Consider the following 16729-nt stretch of genomic DNA (forward strand, 5'->3'; position numbering starts at 1 on the left):
CCGTGATGCGATCCGAGGGTTACCGTTATCCGGACGTCGTGATCTTCTCAGCGGACCATGTCGGTCACTATTCCCCCAGATCGGGCATGACGCCCAACTGCCCCCATGCAGGAGGGAACTGGTGCATGCGTCCCCCGCGACGCACCACCGCGCCCGCGCGGTGCTGCTCAGTATGCGCGGGTGGCGGGCGGCGGGTAGCCGTATCCCGAAGCCGGTGCGGGAGCGGCGTGCGCCTCGCGGTCGTAGAACGGCCGGGTGTTGGCGCGCAGCCACATCGTGACCGGGTCGTACTCGTCGGACATCGCGACCGTCGAGACCGGCAGCCCGTCCGGGACCGCGGCGATCGACTGCCCCATCATCGTGCGTACGGAGTCGACGGACGCCGGGCCCGTGTCGTACAGGTCGAGACCGATCGCGAGATACGGGGCGCCGAGGGCCGGCTGCACCCAGGCGCGGCGCAGCGAGCGCACGGCGGGCGTGCGGTGCGCGTTCTGGGTGAGCTGGGCGTAGAACTGCGGGAGTTCGATGGCGGGCTCGGAGAGCCTGAGCGGTCCCGCGGGCATCCGGTCGAGACCGGTGGCGATCCGGCGCAGATCGAGCCAGGGGATGCCGACACCGCCGCCGGGGGCGTGCGGATTGAGCCAGATCCCCCAGCGGTCGGGGTAGAGCGCGCGGGCGATGTCGCGCCCCGAGACCACTTCGTGGGCCCGAGTCCAGCCGCTGACCGCCAGCTCCTGGGCGGAGGTGACGCACGGGGCGTACCCCAGGCCGTCGATCTCCATGTTGCCGTACTGGGCGTCGGGCGCTCCGGCGCGGCCGTGCCAGAGCAGCATCCAGACGCTGTCGTCGGCGAGCGCCTGGAGCAGCGCCTCGTACGCGTCGTAACGTCCTGGCGTCACCTGGCGCAGCATGTGCTCGACCTGCCCGGCCGCCGCAGTGCCTGACGCGCTCACTCTGGGTCCCGCCCCTCTTCGATCCACCACTCGTCCAGCCCCCCGAAGTCCGCGCGTCCCCCCGGGCACACGGTGCGGCGGTCCAGCCATCAAACCAGCTTAGGGGGGCTTCCTGACACAGACTTGACGACCGGCGCGCCCGCCGTGACGGCGCGGGCGTGGCCGGTCTCCTTCCCTGTCCTGCCCGTGGTTGTCGGCTCGTACCCGCGACTGCCCGTTCCGTCCCGGACTATGCGCGGACAGGACCTAGGCCCTGTCCGGCCGATCTTCGCGGGCCCGCGACGCCTGGCACGCACGCTCGCCGCGTTGTCGGAGTCGCCCGAGTACGTCCAGTACACGGGCGATCCTCCGCCTTGCGATCGCACGCACCAGACGCCGCGGCCTGATCCGCGAAGATCGACCGGACAGGACCTAACCGCGCTGATAGAACGGCCGCACCTTCTCCAGCAGCCAGTCACCGACCGGGTCCTGGGCCACGTCCAGCAGGACGAGATTGACGGGCCAGCCCACCGCCACCCGCCCCAGCGCCCGGCCGAGCGCGTCCATGGGGGCGTTACGGTCGGCGGCTTCCCAGGAGGAGAGCTGGACGCCGATGAAGAGCGCGGGGGGCTCGCCCTCGACGCTGGCGAGCGCGCGGCGGGCGGAGAGCACCACGCCGGACGCCTCGAACTCGGCTCCGGCGGCGGAGAGGAACTCGACGGGATCCTCCTGCCAGTCCGGCTCGAAGAGCCGCACCCGGCCCCCGCTCGCCGGGCCGTCGAGCGGCGTACGCCCCACCCGGCACAGCTCGGCGACGGCCGGCGGCGGCAGCGGCATTCCGACGACGCCGCCCGGGTTCACCGCGATACCGAGCTGCGGGGGCAGCCCCCGGGCGAAGTCACGGGCCGGGGCGACGGTGAAGGCCATATGGGGGCCGACGCACTGGAGGAACTGCTGCTCGGAGCTGAAGACCGGGACATACGGGACGCCCTCTATCTCCATCGTCGGCAGATCGAGGTCGGGGCTGTCGGGACCGCCGCCCTGGGGCAGCGGCACCCAGACCTCACTGCGTCCCAGCACCTCGACCAGCCGTCCGCCCGCCGCGTCGGCGCCGAGCGAGGCCATGAGCACCTCTTCCAGCTCGTTGCCCGGCCATGCTGTGTTCACCGTGCTCTCCTTCGCCACCCTCGCCCCCGCGCCAGCACCTTAAACCGAGGCCGGACCCCGGCGCCGCCCCCGAACGGCTCCGTCCGGCCCACCGGTTGGCTCACTCATGGCTCAATCCGCCCGGGTGACCGGGAACGCGATCCTCTCCAGCGCCGCCGCCGCGTCCCGGTCCAGGAGGACCGCCGAGGCGCAGCCCCGGGGGAGGCGGCCGGTCTCGGCGTCGGCGAGCAGGCGGCGGACCGCGCGGCGGTGCCGGGCGAACGCGTAGCCGGACACCCCCCGGCCGCGCTCCCGCTGGCCTTCGCGCGCCACCTCGGGCGAGACGTCCAGCAGGACGAGATGGAGCCGCCGGCCGCGCCTGCGGGCCTCACGGGCCAGCCAGCTCCGTACCCACGTCTGCGTACCGCAGTCATGGACGACCACGCTCGCGCCGGAGCCGAGCGCGCGCCACAGCCCCGCGTAGTGCGCCAGCCGGACGAGCGGGCGGTAGACGGCGTACGGCAGGGCGCCCGGCAGCCGGCGCGCCCAGCGGTCCCTGGTGTCCTGGGAGTCGATACCGGTGGCCTCGGCGGCCCGCCGGATCAGGGTCGACTTGCCGCTGCCCGGCAGCCCGGAGACGACCACCAGATCGCCTTCGGCGAAGACAAGGCTCTTCGTACCGCGCCCTCGCGCCCGGCCGCCCGCGGTGGCGGGCTCCCGCCTCCGCAGATCCCGGACGACCCGCACGACGCGAGCCGCGCCGTCCCTGGCGGGCGCGCCGGGCTGTGCGGCCGTGCCCGTCTGTGTCGGCACCCCCGCGGTCGTCGCGTACGTACCGGACCCCTGCGACATCATCGCCGTCCCCCTGTCAGCTCAGTCGACCTGGCCCATGACCCTTGCCCAAGAAGTGTAAAGAAATGGTAATGCGCCACAAGCTCTTTGCGGAGGTCGGCGAGTTGTGGACCGGGCTCCCCGCTCGGCGGCGATGCGTGCGATGATGTGCCCGCCAACTGCATACCGGCCGTTTGAATCCGCGCGGGAGAGTCCCGGTCACCGTGTGCGCCGGGCGCCGAAGGAGCAAGTTCCTCCCTTGAATCTCTCAGGCCCCGTACCGCGTGGATGAGGCAGATCTGAAAAGCGGGCCGCAGCTCTGCGGCTCCACCCAAGGTGCAAGTCATGACCGCTCTTACGTGTGGCCGTGATGAACCTCTCAGGTTCCGATGACAGATGGGGAGGATCGTCCTCGCCGTCATGCCCTGGGAGTCACACCGATGAGCCATGTCCCCCCGAGCAGCACCAGCACGCCCGGCACCCCTGCCCCCGCTGCCCCGCGTCTCACCGCCCTCGACGCCACGCACCGCGCGCTGGGCGCGACCATGACCGACTTCGCGGGCTGGGACATGCCGCTGCGGTACGGGAGCGAGCGCGACGAGCACCACGCCGTCCGCACCCGTGCCGGTCTCTTCGATCTCTCCCACATGGGTGAGATCACCGTCTCGGGACCGGCCGCCGGCGATCTCCTCGACTACGCGCTGGTCGGCAACATCGGCGCCGTCGCCGTGGGCCGCGCCCGCTACACCATGATCTGCCGGGAGGACGGCGGGATCCTGGACGATCTGATCGTCTACCGCCTCGGCGAGGACACCTTCATGGTCGTCGCCAACGCCTCCAACGCCCAGACCGTGCTGGACGCGCTGACCGCCCGCGCCGAGGGGTTCGACGCGGCGGTACGCGACGACCGCGACGCGTACGCGCTGCTGGCCGTCCAGGGCCCCGAGTCCCCGGGCATCCTGAAGTCGCTGACCGACGCCGATCTGGACGGGCTCAAGTACTACGCGGGCCTGCCGGGCACCGTCGCCGGTGTCCCCGCGCTGATCGCGCGCACCGGCTACACCGGCGAGGACGGCTTCGAGCTGTTCGTCGAGCCCCGGTACGCCGAGCGGCTGTGGCAGGCGCTGACCGAGGCCGGCGAGGGCGTCGGTCTGGTGCCCTGCGGGCTGTCCTGCCGCGACACGCTCCGTCTGGAGGCCGGCATGCCGCTGTACGGGAACGAGCTGTCCACCGCCCTGACCCCGTTCGACGCCGGCCTCGGCCGGGTCGTGAAGTTCGAGAAGACCTCGAACGGCGGCGCCTTCGTCGGCCGCGAGGCGCTTCAGGCCGCCGCCGAGCGCGCCGCGTCCGCCCCGCCCCGCAAGCTCGTCGGCCTGATCGCCGAGGGCCGCCGGGTCCCGCGCGCCGGGTACCAGGTGGTCGCGGACGGCGCCGTCGTGGGCGAGGTCACCTCGGGCGCCCCCTCCCCGACCCTGGGCAGGCCGATCGCCATGGCGTACGTCGACGCCGCGCACGCCGCGCCCGGCACGGCGGGCGTCGGGGTCGACATCCGCGGCTCCCACGAGCCGTACGACGTCGTGGCGCTGCCGTTCTACAAGCGCCAGAAGTGATACGGACGTCATCACGCCCCCCGGCGCCGTCTCGGTCCGTAAGACAGCTGTTCCGCACCACACCCCCGCGTACAGGAGAATTCAGGTCATGAGCAACCCCCAGCAGCTGCGCTACAGCAAGGAGCACGAGTGGCTGACGGCCGCCGAGGACGGTGTGTCGACGGTCGGCATCACGGAGTTCGCGGCGAACGCCCTCGGCGACGTCGTGTTCGCCCAGCTTCCTGAGGTCGGTGACACGGTGACCGCGGGCGAGACCTGCGGAGAGCTGGAGTCCACCAAGTCGGTCAGCGATCTGTACGCCCCGGTGACCGGTGAGGTCACCGAGACGAACCAGGACGTCGTGGACGACCCCTCACTGGTGAACTCCGCCCCGTTCGAGGGCGGCTGGCTGTTCAAGGTACGTGTCGCGCAGGAGCCCGATGACCTGCTCACCGCCGATGAGTACACAGAGTTTTCCGGCAACTGAGACCCCAGGGACCGTGATGTCTTCGAAGTCGCTTCTGAACGCCTCGCTCCATGAGCTCGACCCCGACGTCGCCGCCGCCGTCGACGCCGAGCTCCACCGTCAGCAGTCCACGCTGGAAATGATCGCCTCGGAGAACTTCGCTCCGGTCGCGGTCATGGAGGCGCAGGGCTCCGTGCTGACCAACAAGTACGCCGAGGGCTACCCCGGCCGCCGCTACTACGGGGGCTGTGAGCACGTCGATGTGATCGAGCAGATCGCCATCGACCGCGTGAAGGCGCTCTTCGGCGCCGAGCACGCGAACGTACAGCCGCACTCCGGCGCCCAGGCGAACGCGGCGGCGATGTTCGCGCTGCTCTCCCCCGGCGACACGATCATGGGTCTGAACCTCGCCCACGGCGGGCATCTGACCCACGGCATGAAGATCAACTTCTCCGGCAAGCTCTACAACGTCGTCGCGTACCACGTCGACGACAAGACCGGCCAGGTCGACATGGCCGAGATCGAGCGGCTGGCCAAGGAGTCCCGTCCGAAGCTGATCGTGGCCGGCTGGTCGGCGTACCCCCGCCAGCTGGACTTCGCGGCCTTCCGCCGGATCGCGGACGAGGTCGGCGCGTATCTGATGGTCGACATGGCGCACTTCGCCGGTCTGGTCGCCGCGGGCCTGCACCCCAACCCGGTGCCGCACGCCCATGTCGTCACGACCACCACGCACAAGACCCTCGGCGGCCCGCGCGGCGGTGTGATCCTCTCCACCAAGGAACTGGCGAAGAAGATCAACTCCGCGGTCTTCCCCGGTCAGCAGGGCGGCCCGCTGGAGCATGTCATCGCGGGCAAGGCGGTCTCGTTCAAGGTGGCGGCCACGGACGAGTTCAAGGAGCGCCAGCAGCGCACCCTGGACGGCGCCCGGATCCTCGCCGAGCGGCTGATCCAGCCGGACGTCACCGAGGCGGGCGTCTCCGTGCTGTCCGGCGGTACGGACGTACACCTCGTTCTCGTCGATCTGCGCGACTCCGAGCTGGACGGCCAGCAGGCCGAGGACCGGCTCCACGAGATCGGCATCACGGTCAACCGGAACGCCGTCCCGAACGACCCGCGCCCCCCGATGGTCACCTCGGGCCTGCGGATCGGCACGCCCGCGCTGGCCACCCGCGGCTTCACCACCGAGGACTTCACCGAGGTCGCCGAGATCATCGCGGCGGCTCTGAAGCCCTCCTTCGACCGCGAGGCGCTGGCCGGCCGGGTCAGCGCGCTGGCCCAGAAGCACCCGCTGTACCCGGGCCTGTAGTCATCCGTACGGCCTGAGTTACGGGGCACCGCGCACACTGGACCGTGCGGCGCGGTGCCCCGCACCACGTTCCCCCGCGTGTCACCGTCAACTCTGCACCACCCCGGCAGACAACGGCGTCTACCAACCACCAAGGAGTTCCCCGTGGCCATCTCGGTCTTCGACCTGTTCTCGATCGGAATCGGCCCGTCCAGCTCCCATACGGTCGGTCCGATGCGCGCGGCGCGGATGTTCGCGCGCCGGCTCAAGAACGAGGGCCTGATCGCCCACACCGTCTCGATCCGGGCGGAGCTGTACGGATCGCTGGGCGCGACCGGCCATGGCCATGGCACCCCCAAGGCCGTGCTCCTCGGCCTGGAGGGCAACTCGCCGCGCACCGTCGACGTGGAGAGCGCCGACGATCAGGCGGAACGTATCCGCGCCAGTGGCCGGCTCAATGTGCTCGGCATGCACGAGATCGCCTTCGACGCCGGCAAGGACCTGGTCCTGCACCGCCGCAAGACCCTGCCGTACCACGCCAACGGCATGACCGTCTTCGCGTACGACGCGGCCGGCGCCGTGCTCCTGGAGAAGACGTACTACTCGGTGGGCGGCGGCTTCGTCGTGGACGAGGACGCCGTCGGCGAGGACCGGATCAAGCTCGACGACACCGTGCTGAAGTACCCCTTCCGCACCGGCGACGAGCTGCTGCGACTGTCGGCCGACACCGGGCTGTCGATCTCCGCGCTGATGCTGGAGAACGAGAAGGCCTGGCGCACGGAGGACGAGATCCGCGCCGGGCTGCTGGAGATCTGGCGGGTGATGCAGGCATGCGTCTCGCGCGGAATGGCCCGCGAGGGCATCCTCCCCGGCGGCCTCAAGGTCCGCCGCCGCGCGGCCCATTCGGCACGCCAGCTGCGCGCCGAGGGCGATCCGCAGGCGCACGCCATGGAGTGGATCACGCTCTACGCGATGGCCGTGAACGAGGAGAACGCCGCGGGCGGCCGGGTCGTCACCGCCCCCACCAACGGCGCCGCGGGCATCATCCCGGCCGTACTGCACTACTACATGAACTTCGCGGCCGGCGGCGCCACGGCGGAGGAGAAGGACGAGAACGTCGTCCGCTTCCTGCTCGCCGCGGGCGCCATCGGCATGCTCTTCAAGGAGAACGCCTCCATCTCCGGCGCCGAGGTCGGCTGCCAGGGCGAGGTCGGCTCGGCCTGCTCCATGGCCGCGGGCGCCCTCGCGGAGGTCCTGGGCGGCAGCACCGAACAGGTCGAGAACGCGGCCGAGATCGGCATGGAACACAACCTGGGCCTGACCTGCGACCCGGTCGGCGGCCTGGTCCAGATCCCGTGCATCGAGCGGAACGGCATGGCGGCGGTGAAGGCGGTCACGGCGGCGAAGATGGCACTGCGCGGCGACGGCAGCCACAAGGTCTCCCTGGACAAGGTCATCAAGACCATGAAGGAGACGGGCGCGGACATGTCGGTCAAGTACAAGGAGACGGCGCGCGGCGGGCTCGCGGTCAACATCATCGAGTGCTGAGGCTGTAGGCCCTGACCAGCGCGTTTCCATCTTTCGGCGCTGTCAGGGCCTTCCTTGCTTATCTGGCGGAAAGTCCCCGGAACCTCCCTGAGACAGACGTGAAAGTCCCTGAAAAGTCCCTGGGATATCCCCCTGGAAGGGGCTTTTGACCTGCGGGTTCGCGGCATGTGATCAACGCCGGATGTGCCGCTCACCCACCAGCTGATGTATCAAATCGTTCCCCCACTCCCACCCAAGGGGTATCATTCGATACATGAACGCTGCGGAAAACCCGCGCTTGGAGCAGCGGCTGGCCGGCCTCTCCCCCACATTCACGACGGCGCAGGCGCGACAGGCCCTGCTCTCCCCTCGCGATCTGGCGCACTTGGTCACGGAGGGGGAGATAGACGAACTGTCCCGTGGGGTGTACCGGCGGGCAGACGCCCCGGAAACGGCGCACGCGGATTTGCTGGCCGTGTGCGCACGGGCCCATCGCGCCGTCGTGTGCGGTGAATCCGCCCTGGCCCTGCATGAACTGATCGACGACATCCCCGCAGCAGTACACATCGCCGTGCCGCGCGGTTCACGCCGCCCGACGATTTCCTACCCGCCGACCGTGGTGGCGCAGTACGCCGCAAAGACCTTCGACCTCGGTATCGAACGGTTCGAAGCAGCCCCGGGAGAAACCATCCCCATGTACAACGCAGCTCGCAGCGTCGTCGACGCAATGCGCCACCGCAGCCGCCTCGGCGAAACCCTCGCCCTGTCCGCGCTCGGCCGCTACCTGCGTCGAAGCGGGCGCGGCGGGGTTGGCGAACTCCAGCACATCGCACGCGAGTTGGACGCCCTCTCCGTCGTCCGCCCCGCCGTAGAGGCGGTGCTCGCCTGATGGCCAACCCCACCCGCGACACCACCGCCGGCCGCGTCTACAACGACCTGCGCAACCTGGCGCGCCGCAACAGCCGGTCCACGGACGAGGTCATGGTCGAGTACATCCTCGAACGGTTCCTCTACCGCCTGGCCTCATCGTCCCTGGGCCGGGAGCACTTCGTCCTCAAAGGTGGCCTGCTGCTCGCTCAGTTCGGCGCACGTCGAATGACCCGGGACGTCGACATCCTCGGTCGATCTTTCCCAGGCACAGAAACAGAGATCATCCACAGAATCGCGGCCATCGCCGCCACCGAGAGCGACGACGGCGTCGTACTCGATCCCACGACACTCAAGACCGTCCCCATTCGTGAGGAGGACGAGTACCACGGTCTACGCCTGTCTATGGCCGCCTCCATCGCCCGAGCACGACTCAAGCTCCAACTGGATATCAGCTTCGGCGACCCCGTCACCCCCGGCCCCCGGATCATCGACTATCCGCAGCAACTCACGACGGACAGCTTCCAGCTCCTCGGCTACCCACTCGCCACCGTCATCGCCGAAAAACTCTCCACCGCCATCTCACTCGGCGACCTCAACACCCGCGACCGCGACTACGGCGACCTCTACCGCCTGCTCACCCTCAACGACCTGGACGGCCAAGAACTCACCACAGCGCTGACCGCCACCGCCACACACCGCGGCATCACTCTGAAACCCCTCAGCACCACCATCACCGACCTCGGCGAGCGCCGCCAGACCTCCTACACCGCCTGGCGCCGCCGGCAAGGCACCGCCGCAACGAGCTACCCCGGACGCTTCACGGACGTCGTCCGGCAGGTCACCGCCTTCGCAGACACACTCCTCAACGGCGAGGCTGTCACACTCAGTTGGAGTGCGGCGACCCTCACGTGGTCATGAACCAGGCCTGGCCGACCGACCAGGCCTTCGGGGCAACCCCGGAACCTACGCATGACGAATTGTCCGATCTTGATCCACCGGCTTCCATAGGCATCCACCACAAGAACGAAACACCTGGTCAGTGCTGGTGTCGGACGACCATGGACCAAGTTGGACCACCCCAGATTTCCCACCACCTGAGACCACAACTGAGACTGAGGAGTCTTGAGACCACTGGCTCCTGGGGGGCGCGTGGCCGACCTCAACATCAACGATCGTGTCAGCAACGAAGCCCCGATTCCATGGAACTCTCGCCGCCTATCAGCCGATACTGACCCAACATGGGAAACGCGTGCGCGCCGTGCTGGGGAGCGAGACACCCAGTCGGCCTGCAGAGGGGACTGAGATGAGGGCACGCAGTAGGCCGTCGGGCAAAGAAAGGTCGACGGTCACCGTTCGCCACGGGAGTCGGCGGGTCCAGCGGTGACGGAATCCACTTTCCAGGCAATAGGGGCCGGATCCGTCGCCGCCCATCACATCGGGACAGCGGTCACCGGCCCGGTCAACGTTCTGACGGCCGAGTTGCTGAGCTCGGCGCGCGATGTTCAGGCACCTGCCGGGCTCACCAACCTGCCGCCGCTCCCGCTGTGTTTCGGCCGCACGAACGAGCTGGACTGGCTGCGCGGCACGCTCGGGCAGCCGGCCGCCGGGACTGCCGTCGTCCAAGGCCTCGGCGGAGTCGGCAAAAGCACCCTCGCCCTTGCGTACGCCCACAGACACCGTCGCGACTACACCGTGATGTGGTGGATTGCCGCTGCATCACCCGACCACATCGAGCAATCGCTGGCCGACCTCGCTCTGCGGTTGATCCCTGTGTGGGCCGGCAGCGCGACTACCGAAGAGCGCGCCGCCTGGGCGATGTTGTGGCTGCAGTGGCATCCGGGGTGGCTGCTGGTCTTCGACAACGTTGAGGATCCGCCCGATCTGCAGCCCTACGTCAGCGCGCCTAACGGTCACGTCGTCGCCACGAGCCGACGGTCAGCTAGCTGGCCGACCTCCATCGCAACGCTGGCCCTCGACGTACTCGACCTGGCTGCAGCGAGTGATCTCCTCTGTAGGCAGGTGCTCGGCGCGACTTCGCCGACCCATCGTCAGATACAGGAGACCCGGGCCCTCTCAGCCGATCTGGGGCAGCTTCCTCTCGCCCTGATGCAGGCCGGCGCCTACCTCGCGCAGAACCCGACGATCAGCATTGAACGTTACCGCCGACGGCTGATAGGCGCGTTGGACAAGGCTCCCGAAGGTGTAGACCCAGAGCGCACGGTCGCCCGGATCTGGCGCCAGACGATTAGCACCCTCACGGAGCGCAACCCCCTGGCGGTCCGCGTCCTGTCCACACTGGCGTGGCTAGCCCCCGATGACATCCCAGTTGGACTGCTGACCCCTATTGCCGACGACAGCGACGACCTTCACGAAGCCCTAGGGGTGCTTGCTGTCTACTGCATGGTCTCCCTCACTCCGGACTCGGTGAGCATCCACCGCCTCGTCCAGACCACACTCCGGAACCAGTCGCCCATCGGTGACAGCGCGCCAACCGGCAGGTTGGAGGCCGAACGGCTGCTGAGCGCTGCGGTCGCCCCCCTGGGAGAACCACCCGACTCTGGCCGGTCCCCCACCTGGGATCGGCTGCTTCCGCACCTCGTCGCGCTCGCGGCCACCACTCCTGACGGACACGCTGACACCTTTCCCGCCGGCCGGTACGCGAGCGCTGCACTCTACCTCCAGGGCCTCGGCCATGACGGCCGCGCCGTTCCGCTACTGACGGCGGCCCTCGCCCGCTGCGAAGCGCTCGCTGGCGCCGAGCACGAAATCACCATGAAGGTCCGTTCGAACCTGGGCGACGCCTACTACGGAGCCGGGGACTTCGAACGGTCCATCGCCATCCTCGAACCGTTGGTCGACCAGTGCGCGCAGGTACTCGGCGACTCGCATCTAGGGACGCTCACCGTCGCCGCCAACCTTGCCAACTCGTACCGTGACTCCGGCGATCTGGCCCGTGCCATCACACTCCACGAGGAGACGTTGGCCCGGCGTAGGCACGCACTTGGCAACGATCACCCCGACACTCTCGTCAGCTGCGAGGAACTGGCCCGCACCTACCATGCGTCCGGCGACTTGGGTCGTGCTATCTCTCTGTATGAGGCCACACTCACGCATCACCAGCGATCCCTAGGACCAACTCACCCTGCCACGCTGAGCAGCCAGCACGGTCTAGCGGCGGTCTACCTCGCTTCAGGCGACCTGTCCCGCGCCATTCCGATGTACTCCGCCGTCTTCACACAGTGGCAGCAGGCGTTCGGCGACAGCGAATCCGAAACCATCACCAGCCGGAACAACCTTGCCTACGCCTATCTGATCGCCGGACGCCCTGACCAGGCAGCGCAGCACCTCAAGACGGCCCTGGCCCGATGCGAGGAGGTGTACGGCGAGGCGTACCCAGAGACCATTGCCATCCGTGCGAATCTCGGCTGCGCCTACCGAGACGCCGGAGACTTCACCCGTTCGCTTCCATTGCTGGAGACCGCGGCCGCGCAGAGCGCCCACCTCCTCGGCGAGGGCCATCCTCAGACCTTGACCACTAGGAACGGGCTAGCGCAGGCATACCGGGCCGCCGGCCACGATGGACAGGCGATCGCCCAGTACGACACCATCCTCAAGCACCGTGCCGCGCTGCTCGGCGAGACCCACCCCCATACCCTCGCCACCCGAAGCGGCCTCGCGAATGCACACCTCGCGGCGGGCGACCCTGATCGCGCCGTCCCGCTATTCGAAACCGTCGTCACCCAGTGCGAGCAGGTCTTCGGCGAGTCCCACCCGGACACCCTGTCCAACTACATCGGCCTGGCCGACGCACTACGCCAGACGGACAATCGGGCACAGTCCGTCCCTCTCTCTGAGTCAACGCTGGAGCGGTGCGTCCGTTCGCTCGGCGAGGACCACCCGCACACCGTGGTGTGTCGGAGCAACCTGGCCCTCGCGCATCTCGCAGTTGGCGACGCTCCGCGCGCCGTCCAGCTCCTCGAAGCCGCCGTGTGCAACGCCAGCCTCATCTTCGGCGACACACACCCGCACACGGTCACCAGCCGGATAAACCTGGCCGCCGCTCACATGGAGTCCGACAACGCGGCACAGGCAGTCACCGTCCTGGAGGACGTCCGCGCCCAGTTGGAGGCCGAACTCGGCCGCGCGCACCCGCAAACACTTCACTCCACCGCCATGCTGGCCCGTGCGCTTGGCGGGTCCGGCGGCCTCCCCCCGGCGACCGAACTGCTGGAACACAGCGTTGCGCTCGCCGAGAAGGAACTCGGCGTCACCCACCCGGACACAGTCAAGCAACGGCAGTACCTGGCTGAGATCTACCGGGCCAACGACCAACCCGACTTGGCTGTGCCGCTGTACGAAGCCAACCTCGCCCATTGGCAGCAGACCCTCGGCGACCATCCCAATGTCCTGAACGCCCAACTCACCCTGGCGGACACCCACCAGGAAGCCGGCGCACACCAAAAAGCGATCGCCGTCTATCGCGTTGCCCTCGACCGGATCGAGCCCACCCTGGGCCCGGAGAACCCGCTCGTCACTCAGATCCGCGCAAGGATCGACGCAGCCGAGCACGCCACTTCACGGTCTGACCGTTAGTACTCCATTGAAGTTCTCCGCTTCCCTGGTCAGCGGCCTGGCAGTCAGGAGCGTAGCCAGGCCGCGCCAGGGCAGGAAGGTGTTCGCTAAGCTCGTGTGGAGTAAGGCCGGTCGACGATCTGTGAATGCAGAATTGCCGTGTGCGCGCTGGCTGGGCGGCTTAGTCTGATGCCCTGGTCTCAGTCAATGACAGGAATTCAGGGGTGGGTTGTGGGAGCGGAGATCGTGCAGTTTTTGGAGCAGGCAGGGCCGTATCTAAGCGCAGCCCTGGGTGCCTATGGTGCGGGGGTACTGGCCCGGGCTGAGGACGCTGCGGTGGGAGCCACGGCGAACGCAGGGCGCAGTATTTTGCACGCGGTCTGGCGGCGCCGGAGCCCGGCCGGACGCCAGGAGCTGGAGGCGGCGGTGCGTGAGGCGGCCAAGGGGCCGGAGGACACCGATGCTGCAGCCGCGCTGCGTCAGCAGATCAAGCGGACTCTAAGGGAGAATCCACAATTGCTTGCCGAACTGGCCGCCCAACTTCCCGCAGTCGGCTCAGTGACGATCACCGCGTCCGGTGAACGGTCTATCGCCGCACAGACGATCGGCACGGCCGTCACCGGAGACAACACCACGATCCGCCCGTGACCCCGCCTCGGCTATAAAGTTCTTGCCACCAGTCTTCGAACTGTGCGCGATACCGTCGACCCTGGTCTGATCCACCCCGCACACCAGGAAATGTCGGTCGCTGAACCGACCGACGCCAGCCGGAACCTGATGCACCTCCCAACTTCCCTCAGACTCCTCACACCCTCGCAGCGCGCTCTTTCATTTCCGCCTCGCGTAGCAGCTCGTGGATCGGCTGACCTCCCTGTTGTCCGAGTACCGAACCTTGGCTCTTTGATCCGACTGCTGCACAGCCACAACTCGTCAACGACGGCCGTGACCTGCGACCGTCTCTTCGATCAAAGTCTTGACCTGCTGCTGAACTGTCGGCGGTGTCGACGTCGATCATCGTTGAGCGCCCTTCCACTACCCGGGAGGGCGCTCGTGCATGAGCACCGCATAACGAGAGCGGGCTCGCCGAAGCCATCGCGTGGCGCCCGATCGTCAACTACCCAATCCCGCAAGCTTTTCACGCAACACGCGATACGTTGTAATCAGCTCTCGACAAAAAGTCCCCACAAAGTCCCTGACGTGATTCAAGACAAGCCTGGGCACGCCAAAACTGCAGGTCAGTCCCATGATCAACAGCCGTCCACATGTCGGTCAAGTACAAGGAGACGGCGCGCGGCGGGCTCGCGGTCAACATCATCGAGTGCTGATCGCGTGAAGTGCCGGACTCAGGGCGCGGAACGTCTGTTCAGTCGAGGACCGCGGTGGCTTCGACCTCGACCAGATGGTCCGGTACGTCCAGTGCCGCGACGCCCAGCAGCGTGCCGGGCGGTACCGGGGTGACCCCCAGCTTCGCGGCCGCCCGGGCGACCCCCTCCAGGAACAGCGGCATCTTGTCCGGGGTCCAGTCGACGACGTAGACGGTCAGTTTCGCCACGTCCTCGAAGGAGCCACCGACCCCGGCCAGGGCGGTGCCGATATTGAGGTAGCACTGCTCGACCTGGGCGGCGAGGTCACCTTCGCCGACCGTGACCCCCTCGGCGTCCCAGGCCACCTGCCCGGCGATGAAGACCAGCTTCGAGCCGGTCGCGACCGACACCTGCCGGTAGACGTCGATTTCCGGCAATCCGCCGGGGTTCACCAGGGTGATGGCCATGCTGCCTGCCTCCTTGTGGGCTCACTTCGAACCGCTCTTGGTCTCTTGTGGTTACTGAAGAACTGTAAGAGAGTGGCCGCTGACATGGAAGAACGCACTTTTCAGTGACTGGGGAACCTCATGGTGACCAAGCAGTACACGGGCTCGCCCGACGAAGCCGACCTGACGCGCGCGGACTCCCTGGCGCGGGAGATCTTCTCGGACGTCGCCAACAAGTGGGCGCTGTTGATCATCGAGTCCCTCGGTGAACACACCCTGCGCTTCAGCGAGTTGCGCAACGAGATCGAGGGCATCAGCCACAAGATGCTCACCCAGAACCTGCGCATGCTGGAGCGCAACGGCCTGGTCGAGCGGACCGTGCACCCCACCGTGCCGCCGCGGGTCGAGTACACCCTCACCGAGCCGGGCCAGGGCCTCCGGGAGACGGTCGATGGAATGTGCGGCTGGACCCGCCGCTACCTCGGTCATATCGAGGCCTCCCGCCACCACTTCGACGCCTGACGGGCCGAGCACGCGGGCCGGTCCCGCAGGCACGCGCGCTCGCCCGTCCGCTCACCGTCGATCAGAATCAAGCCGCGTACTGGTGGGCCGAGTACGTCAGATAGCCCGCATCACCGCCCTGGTAGTACGTGGCCTCGTCGACGGGGGCGATCGGGAGGCTGCCGCGCAACCGCTCGACCAGGTCGGGGTTGGCGATGAAGGCGCGGCCGAAGCTGATGAGGTCGGCGCCCATCCCGAGCCAGCGGTCGGCGTCGTCCCGGCCGGTCTGCTTCGGCCCCATCGGAAGCACCGGATTCATGACGAGAGTGCCCGGCCACGCCCGGCGCAGGGCGACCAGCGTCTCTTCGTCCGCGGTGGCCTCCAGGTGCACGTAGGCCACGTCGAGGCGGGCCAGCTCGGTCAGCAGCGCGGTGTAGAGCTCGCGGACGTCGCTCTCCTCGACTCCCCAGAACGTCCCGCCCGGCGAGAGCCGGATGCCGGTCCTGGCCGCGCCGACGGCCTCGACGGTGGCGGAGACGGCCTCCACGGCGAACCGGATCCGGTGGGCGACCGGGCCTCCGTAGCGGTCCGTACGGAGGTTGGCGTTGGACGAGAGGAACTGCGAGATCAGATAGCCGTTGGCGCCGTGCAGCTCCACGCCGTCGAAACCCGCGTCGACGGCGCGCCGGGCGGCCAGGGCGTACGACCGCGCGTGCTCGGGCACTTCGGTGGTGTCCAGGGCGCGCGGCGTCGGGGCGGGCTGGGGCCCGGTCGGGGTGAACACCTCGCCGACGGCGGGGACGGCCGAGGGCCCGACCGGCCGCACACCGGTGGTGTCGGGATGCGAGACCCGGCCGCCGTGCATGATCTGGGCGAAGATCCGTCCCCCGTTGGCGTGGACGGCGGCGGTCACGGGACGCCACGCGGCGACCTGCTCGTCGGTGTGCAGTCCCGGCGTACCGGGGTTGGACTGCCCGATCACGCTCGGCTGCACCCCCTCGCTCACGATCAGCCCGGCCGTGGCCCGCTGGGCGTAGTAGGCCGCCATCGACGGCGTCGCCAGACCGCCGGCGGCGGCCCGGACCCGGGTCATCGGGGCCATGACCACCCGGTTGGGCAGCGTCAGCCCGCCGAGCCGGTAGCTGGTGAAAAGGGTCGTCACGTCAGGACTCCTTCGCGATCCGCCGCGCCCGGACCTCGGGCACAACGATTACGCTAAAACCTCACACTGACGTCAGAGGCAAGCTCTGTGGCGCAGGA

14 protein-coding genes and 1 riboswitch are annotated in these 16729 nt (G+C 68.6%); of the genes, 9 read left to right on the top strand and 5 right to left on the bottom strand.

The features are described 5' to 3' along the window. Window positions 1–167: 167 nt before the first annotated feature. The 3 genes from IF11_RS0113845 to IF11_RS0113855 all read right to left on the bottom strand — a co-directional run bounded on the left by IF11_RS0113845 (window position 168) and on the right by IF11_RS0113855 (window position 2933). The gene (locus tag IF11_RS0113845; protein WP_030351856.1) at window positions 168–953 is read right to left on the bottom strand and encodes an enhanced serine sensitivity protein SseB C-terminal domain-containing protein; all 786 of its coding nucleotides are present in this window, start codon (window positions 951–953) and stop codon (window positions 168–170) included. Window positions 954–1364: 411 nt separating this feature from the next. Then, on the bottom strand, window positions 1365–2099 hold the full coding sequence (locus tag IF11_RS0113850; protein WP_030351857.1) for an enhanced serine sensitivity protein SseB: 735 nt from the start codon (window positions 2097–2099) through the stop codon (window positions 1365–1367). Between the two features lie 111 nt (window positions 2100–2210). Continuing rightward, a complete protein-coding gene (locus tag IF11_RS0113855) occupies window positions 2211–2933 on the bottom strand; it encodes an AAA family ATPase (RefSeq protein WP_030351858.1) in 723 nt (240 codons plus the stop codon). A 171-nt stretch (window positions 2934–3104) separates the two neighbouring features. After that, window positions 3105–3202, top strand: a riboswitch (glycine riboswitch). Between the two features lie 147 nt (window positions 3203–3349). On the opposite strand from IF11_RS0113855, the gene gcvT reads away from it, so the two are divergent. The 8 genes from gcvT to IF11_RS0113895 all read left to right on the top strand — a co-directional run bounded on the left by gcvT (window position 3350) and on the right by IF11_RS0113895 (window position 13866). Next, the gene (gene gcvT / locus IF11_RS0113860) at window positions 3350–4519 is read left to right on the top strand and encodes a glycine cleavage system aminomethyltransferase GcvT (protein ID WP_030351859.1); all 1170 of its coding nucleotides are present in this window, start codon (window positions 3350–3352) and stop codon (window positions 4517–4519) included. Between the two features lie 88 nt (window positions 4520–4607). After that, window positions 4608–4985, top strand: a complete 378-nt coding sequence (gene gcvH, locus IF11_RS0113865; RefSeq protein WP_030351860.1) for a glycine cleavage system protein GcvH — start codon at window positions 4608–4610, stop codon at window positions 4983–4985. 16 nt (window positions 4986–5001) lie between these two features. Further along, window positions 5002–6270 carry a serine hydroxymethyltransferase gene (gene glyA, locus IF11_RS0113870; RefSeq protein WP_030351861.1) on the top strand — a complete coding sequence of 423 codons (1269 nt, stop codon included), beginning with the start codon at window positions 5002–5004 and terminating at the stop codon, window positions 6268–6270. 144 nt (window positions 6271–6414) lie between these two features. Then, a complete protein-coding gene (locus IF11_RS0113875) occupies window positions 6415–7797 on the top strand; it encodes an L-serine ammonia-lyase (RefSeq protein WP_030351862.1) in 1383 nt (460 codons plus the stop codon). Window positions 7798–8050: 253 nt separating this feature from the next. Continuing rightward, the gene (locus IF11_RS0113880; RefSeq protein ID WP_030351863.1) at window positions 8051–8665 is read left to right on the top strand and encodes a type IV toxin-antitoxin system AbiEi family antitoxin domain-containing protein; all 615 of its coding nucleotides are present in this window, start codon (window positions 8051–8053) and stop codon (window positions 8663–8665) included. Continuing rightward, complete coding sequence (locus IF11_RS0113885) at window positions 8665–9564, top strand: nucleotidyl transferase AbiEii/AbiGii toxin family protein (RefSeq protein WP_030351864.1); 900 nt, start codon at window positions 8665–8667, stop codon at window positions 9562–9564. The genes IF11_RS0113880 and IF11_RS0113885 overlap by 1 nt, the downstream gene beginning before the upstream one ends. Window positions 9565–10026: 462 nt before the next feature. Next, on the top strand, window positions 10027–13239 hold the full coding sequence (locus IF11_RS36595) for a tetratricopeptide repeat protein (RefSeq protein WP_037727692.1): 3213 nt from the start codon (window positions 10027–10029) through the stop codon (window positions 13237–13239). Between the two features lie 210 nt (window positions 13240–13449). Further along, window positions 13450–13866 (top strand): hypothetical protein, encoded by a 417-nt coding sequence (locus IF11_RS0113895; protein ID WP_030351866.1) that lies wholly within the window; start codon window positions 13450–13452, stop codon window positions 13864–13866. A gap of 715 nt (window positions 13867–14581) precedes the next feature. Here IF11_RS0113895 and IF11_RS0113900 read toward each other — a convergent pair. Next, the gene (locus IF11_RS0113900; protein WP_030351867.1) at window positions 14582–14989 is read right to left on the bottom strand and encodes a RidA family protein; all 408 of its coding nucleotides are present in this window, start codon (window positions 14987–14989) and stop codon (window positions 14582–14584) included. Window positions 14990–15109: 120 nt separating this feature from the next. Here IF11_RS0113900 and IF11_RS0113905 point away from each other — a divergent pair, with 120 nt between their 5' ends. Continuing rightward, the gene (locus IF11_RS0113905; protein WP_030351868.1) at window positions 15110–15490 is read left to right on the top strand and encodes a winged helix-turn-helix transcriptional regulator; all 381 of its coding nucleotides are present in this window, start codon (window positions 15110–15112) and stop codon (window positions 15488–15490) included. A gap of 67 nt (window positions 15491–15557) precedes the next feature. Here the strand turns inward: IF11_RS0113905 and IF11_RS0113910 are convergent, their stop codons facing one another. Further along, window positions 15558–16631, bottom strand: a complete 1074-nt coding sequence (locus IF11_RS0113910; protein ID WP_030351869.1) for an alkene reductase — start codon at window positions 16629–16631, stop codon at window positions 15558–15560. Window positions 16632–16729 lie beyond the last annotated feature (98 nt).

The sequence above is a fragment of the Streptomyces scopuliridis RB72 genome (assembly GCF_000718095.1).
GTDB lineage: Bacteria > Actinomycetota > Actinomycetes > Streptomycetales > Streptomycetaceae > Streptomyces > Streptomyces scopuliridis.

What these genes read in the sequence shown, in the direction of transcription:
- IF11_RS0113900 (WP_030351867.1), bottom strand. Translation starts at nt 14,989, where the DNA reads ATGGCCATCACCCTGGTGAACCCCGGCGGATTGCCGGAAATCGACGTC.
- gcvT (WP_030351859.1), top strand. Translation starts at nt 3,350, where the DNA reads ATGAGCCATGTCCCCCCGAGCAGCACCAGCACGCCCGGCACCCCTGCC.
- IF11_RS0113905 (WP_030351868.1), top strand. Translation starts at nt 15,110, where the DNA reads ATGGTGACCAAGCAGTACACGGGCTCGCCCGACGAAGCCGACCTGACG.
- IF11_RS0113885 (WP_030351864.1), top strand. Translation starts at nt 8,665, where the DNA reads ATGGCCAACCCCACCCGCGACACCACCGCCGGCCGCGTCTACAACGAC.
- gcvH (WP_030351860.1), top strand. Translation starts at nt 4,608, where the DNA reads ATGAGCAACCCCCAGCAGCTGCGCTACAGCAAGGAGCACGAGTGGCTG.
- glyA (WP_030351861.1), top strand. Translation starts at nt 5,002, where the DNA reads ATGTCTTCGAAGTCGCTTCTGAACGCCTCGCTCCATGAGCTCGACCCC.
- IF11_RS0113880 (WP_030351863.1), top strand. Translation starts at nt 8,051, where the DNA reads ATGAACGCTGCGGAAAACCCGCGCTTGGAGCAGCGGCTGGCCGGCCTC.
- IF11_RS0113855 (WP_030351858.1), bottom strand. Translation starts at nt 2,933, where the DNA reads ATGATGTCGCAGGGGTCCGGTACGTACGCGACGACCGCGGGGGTGCCG.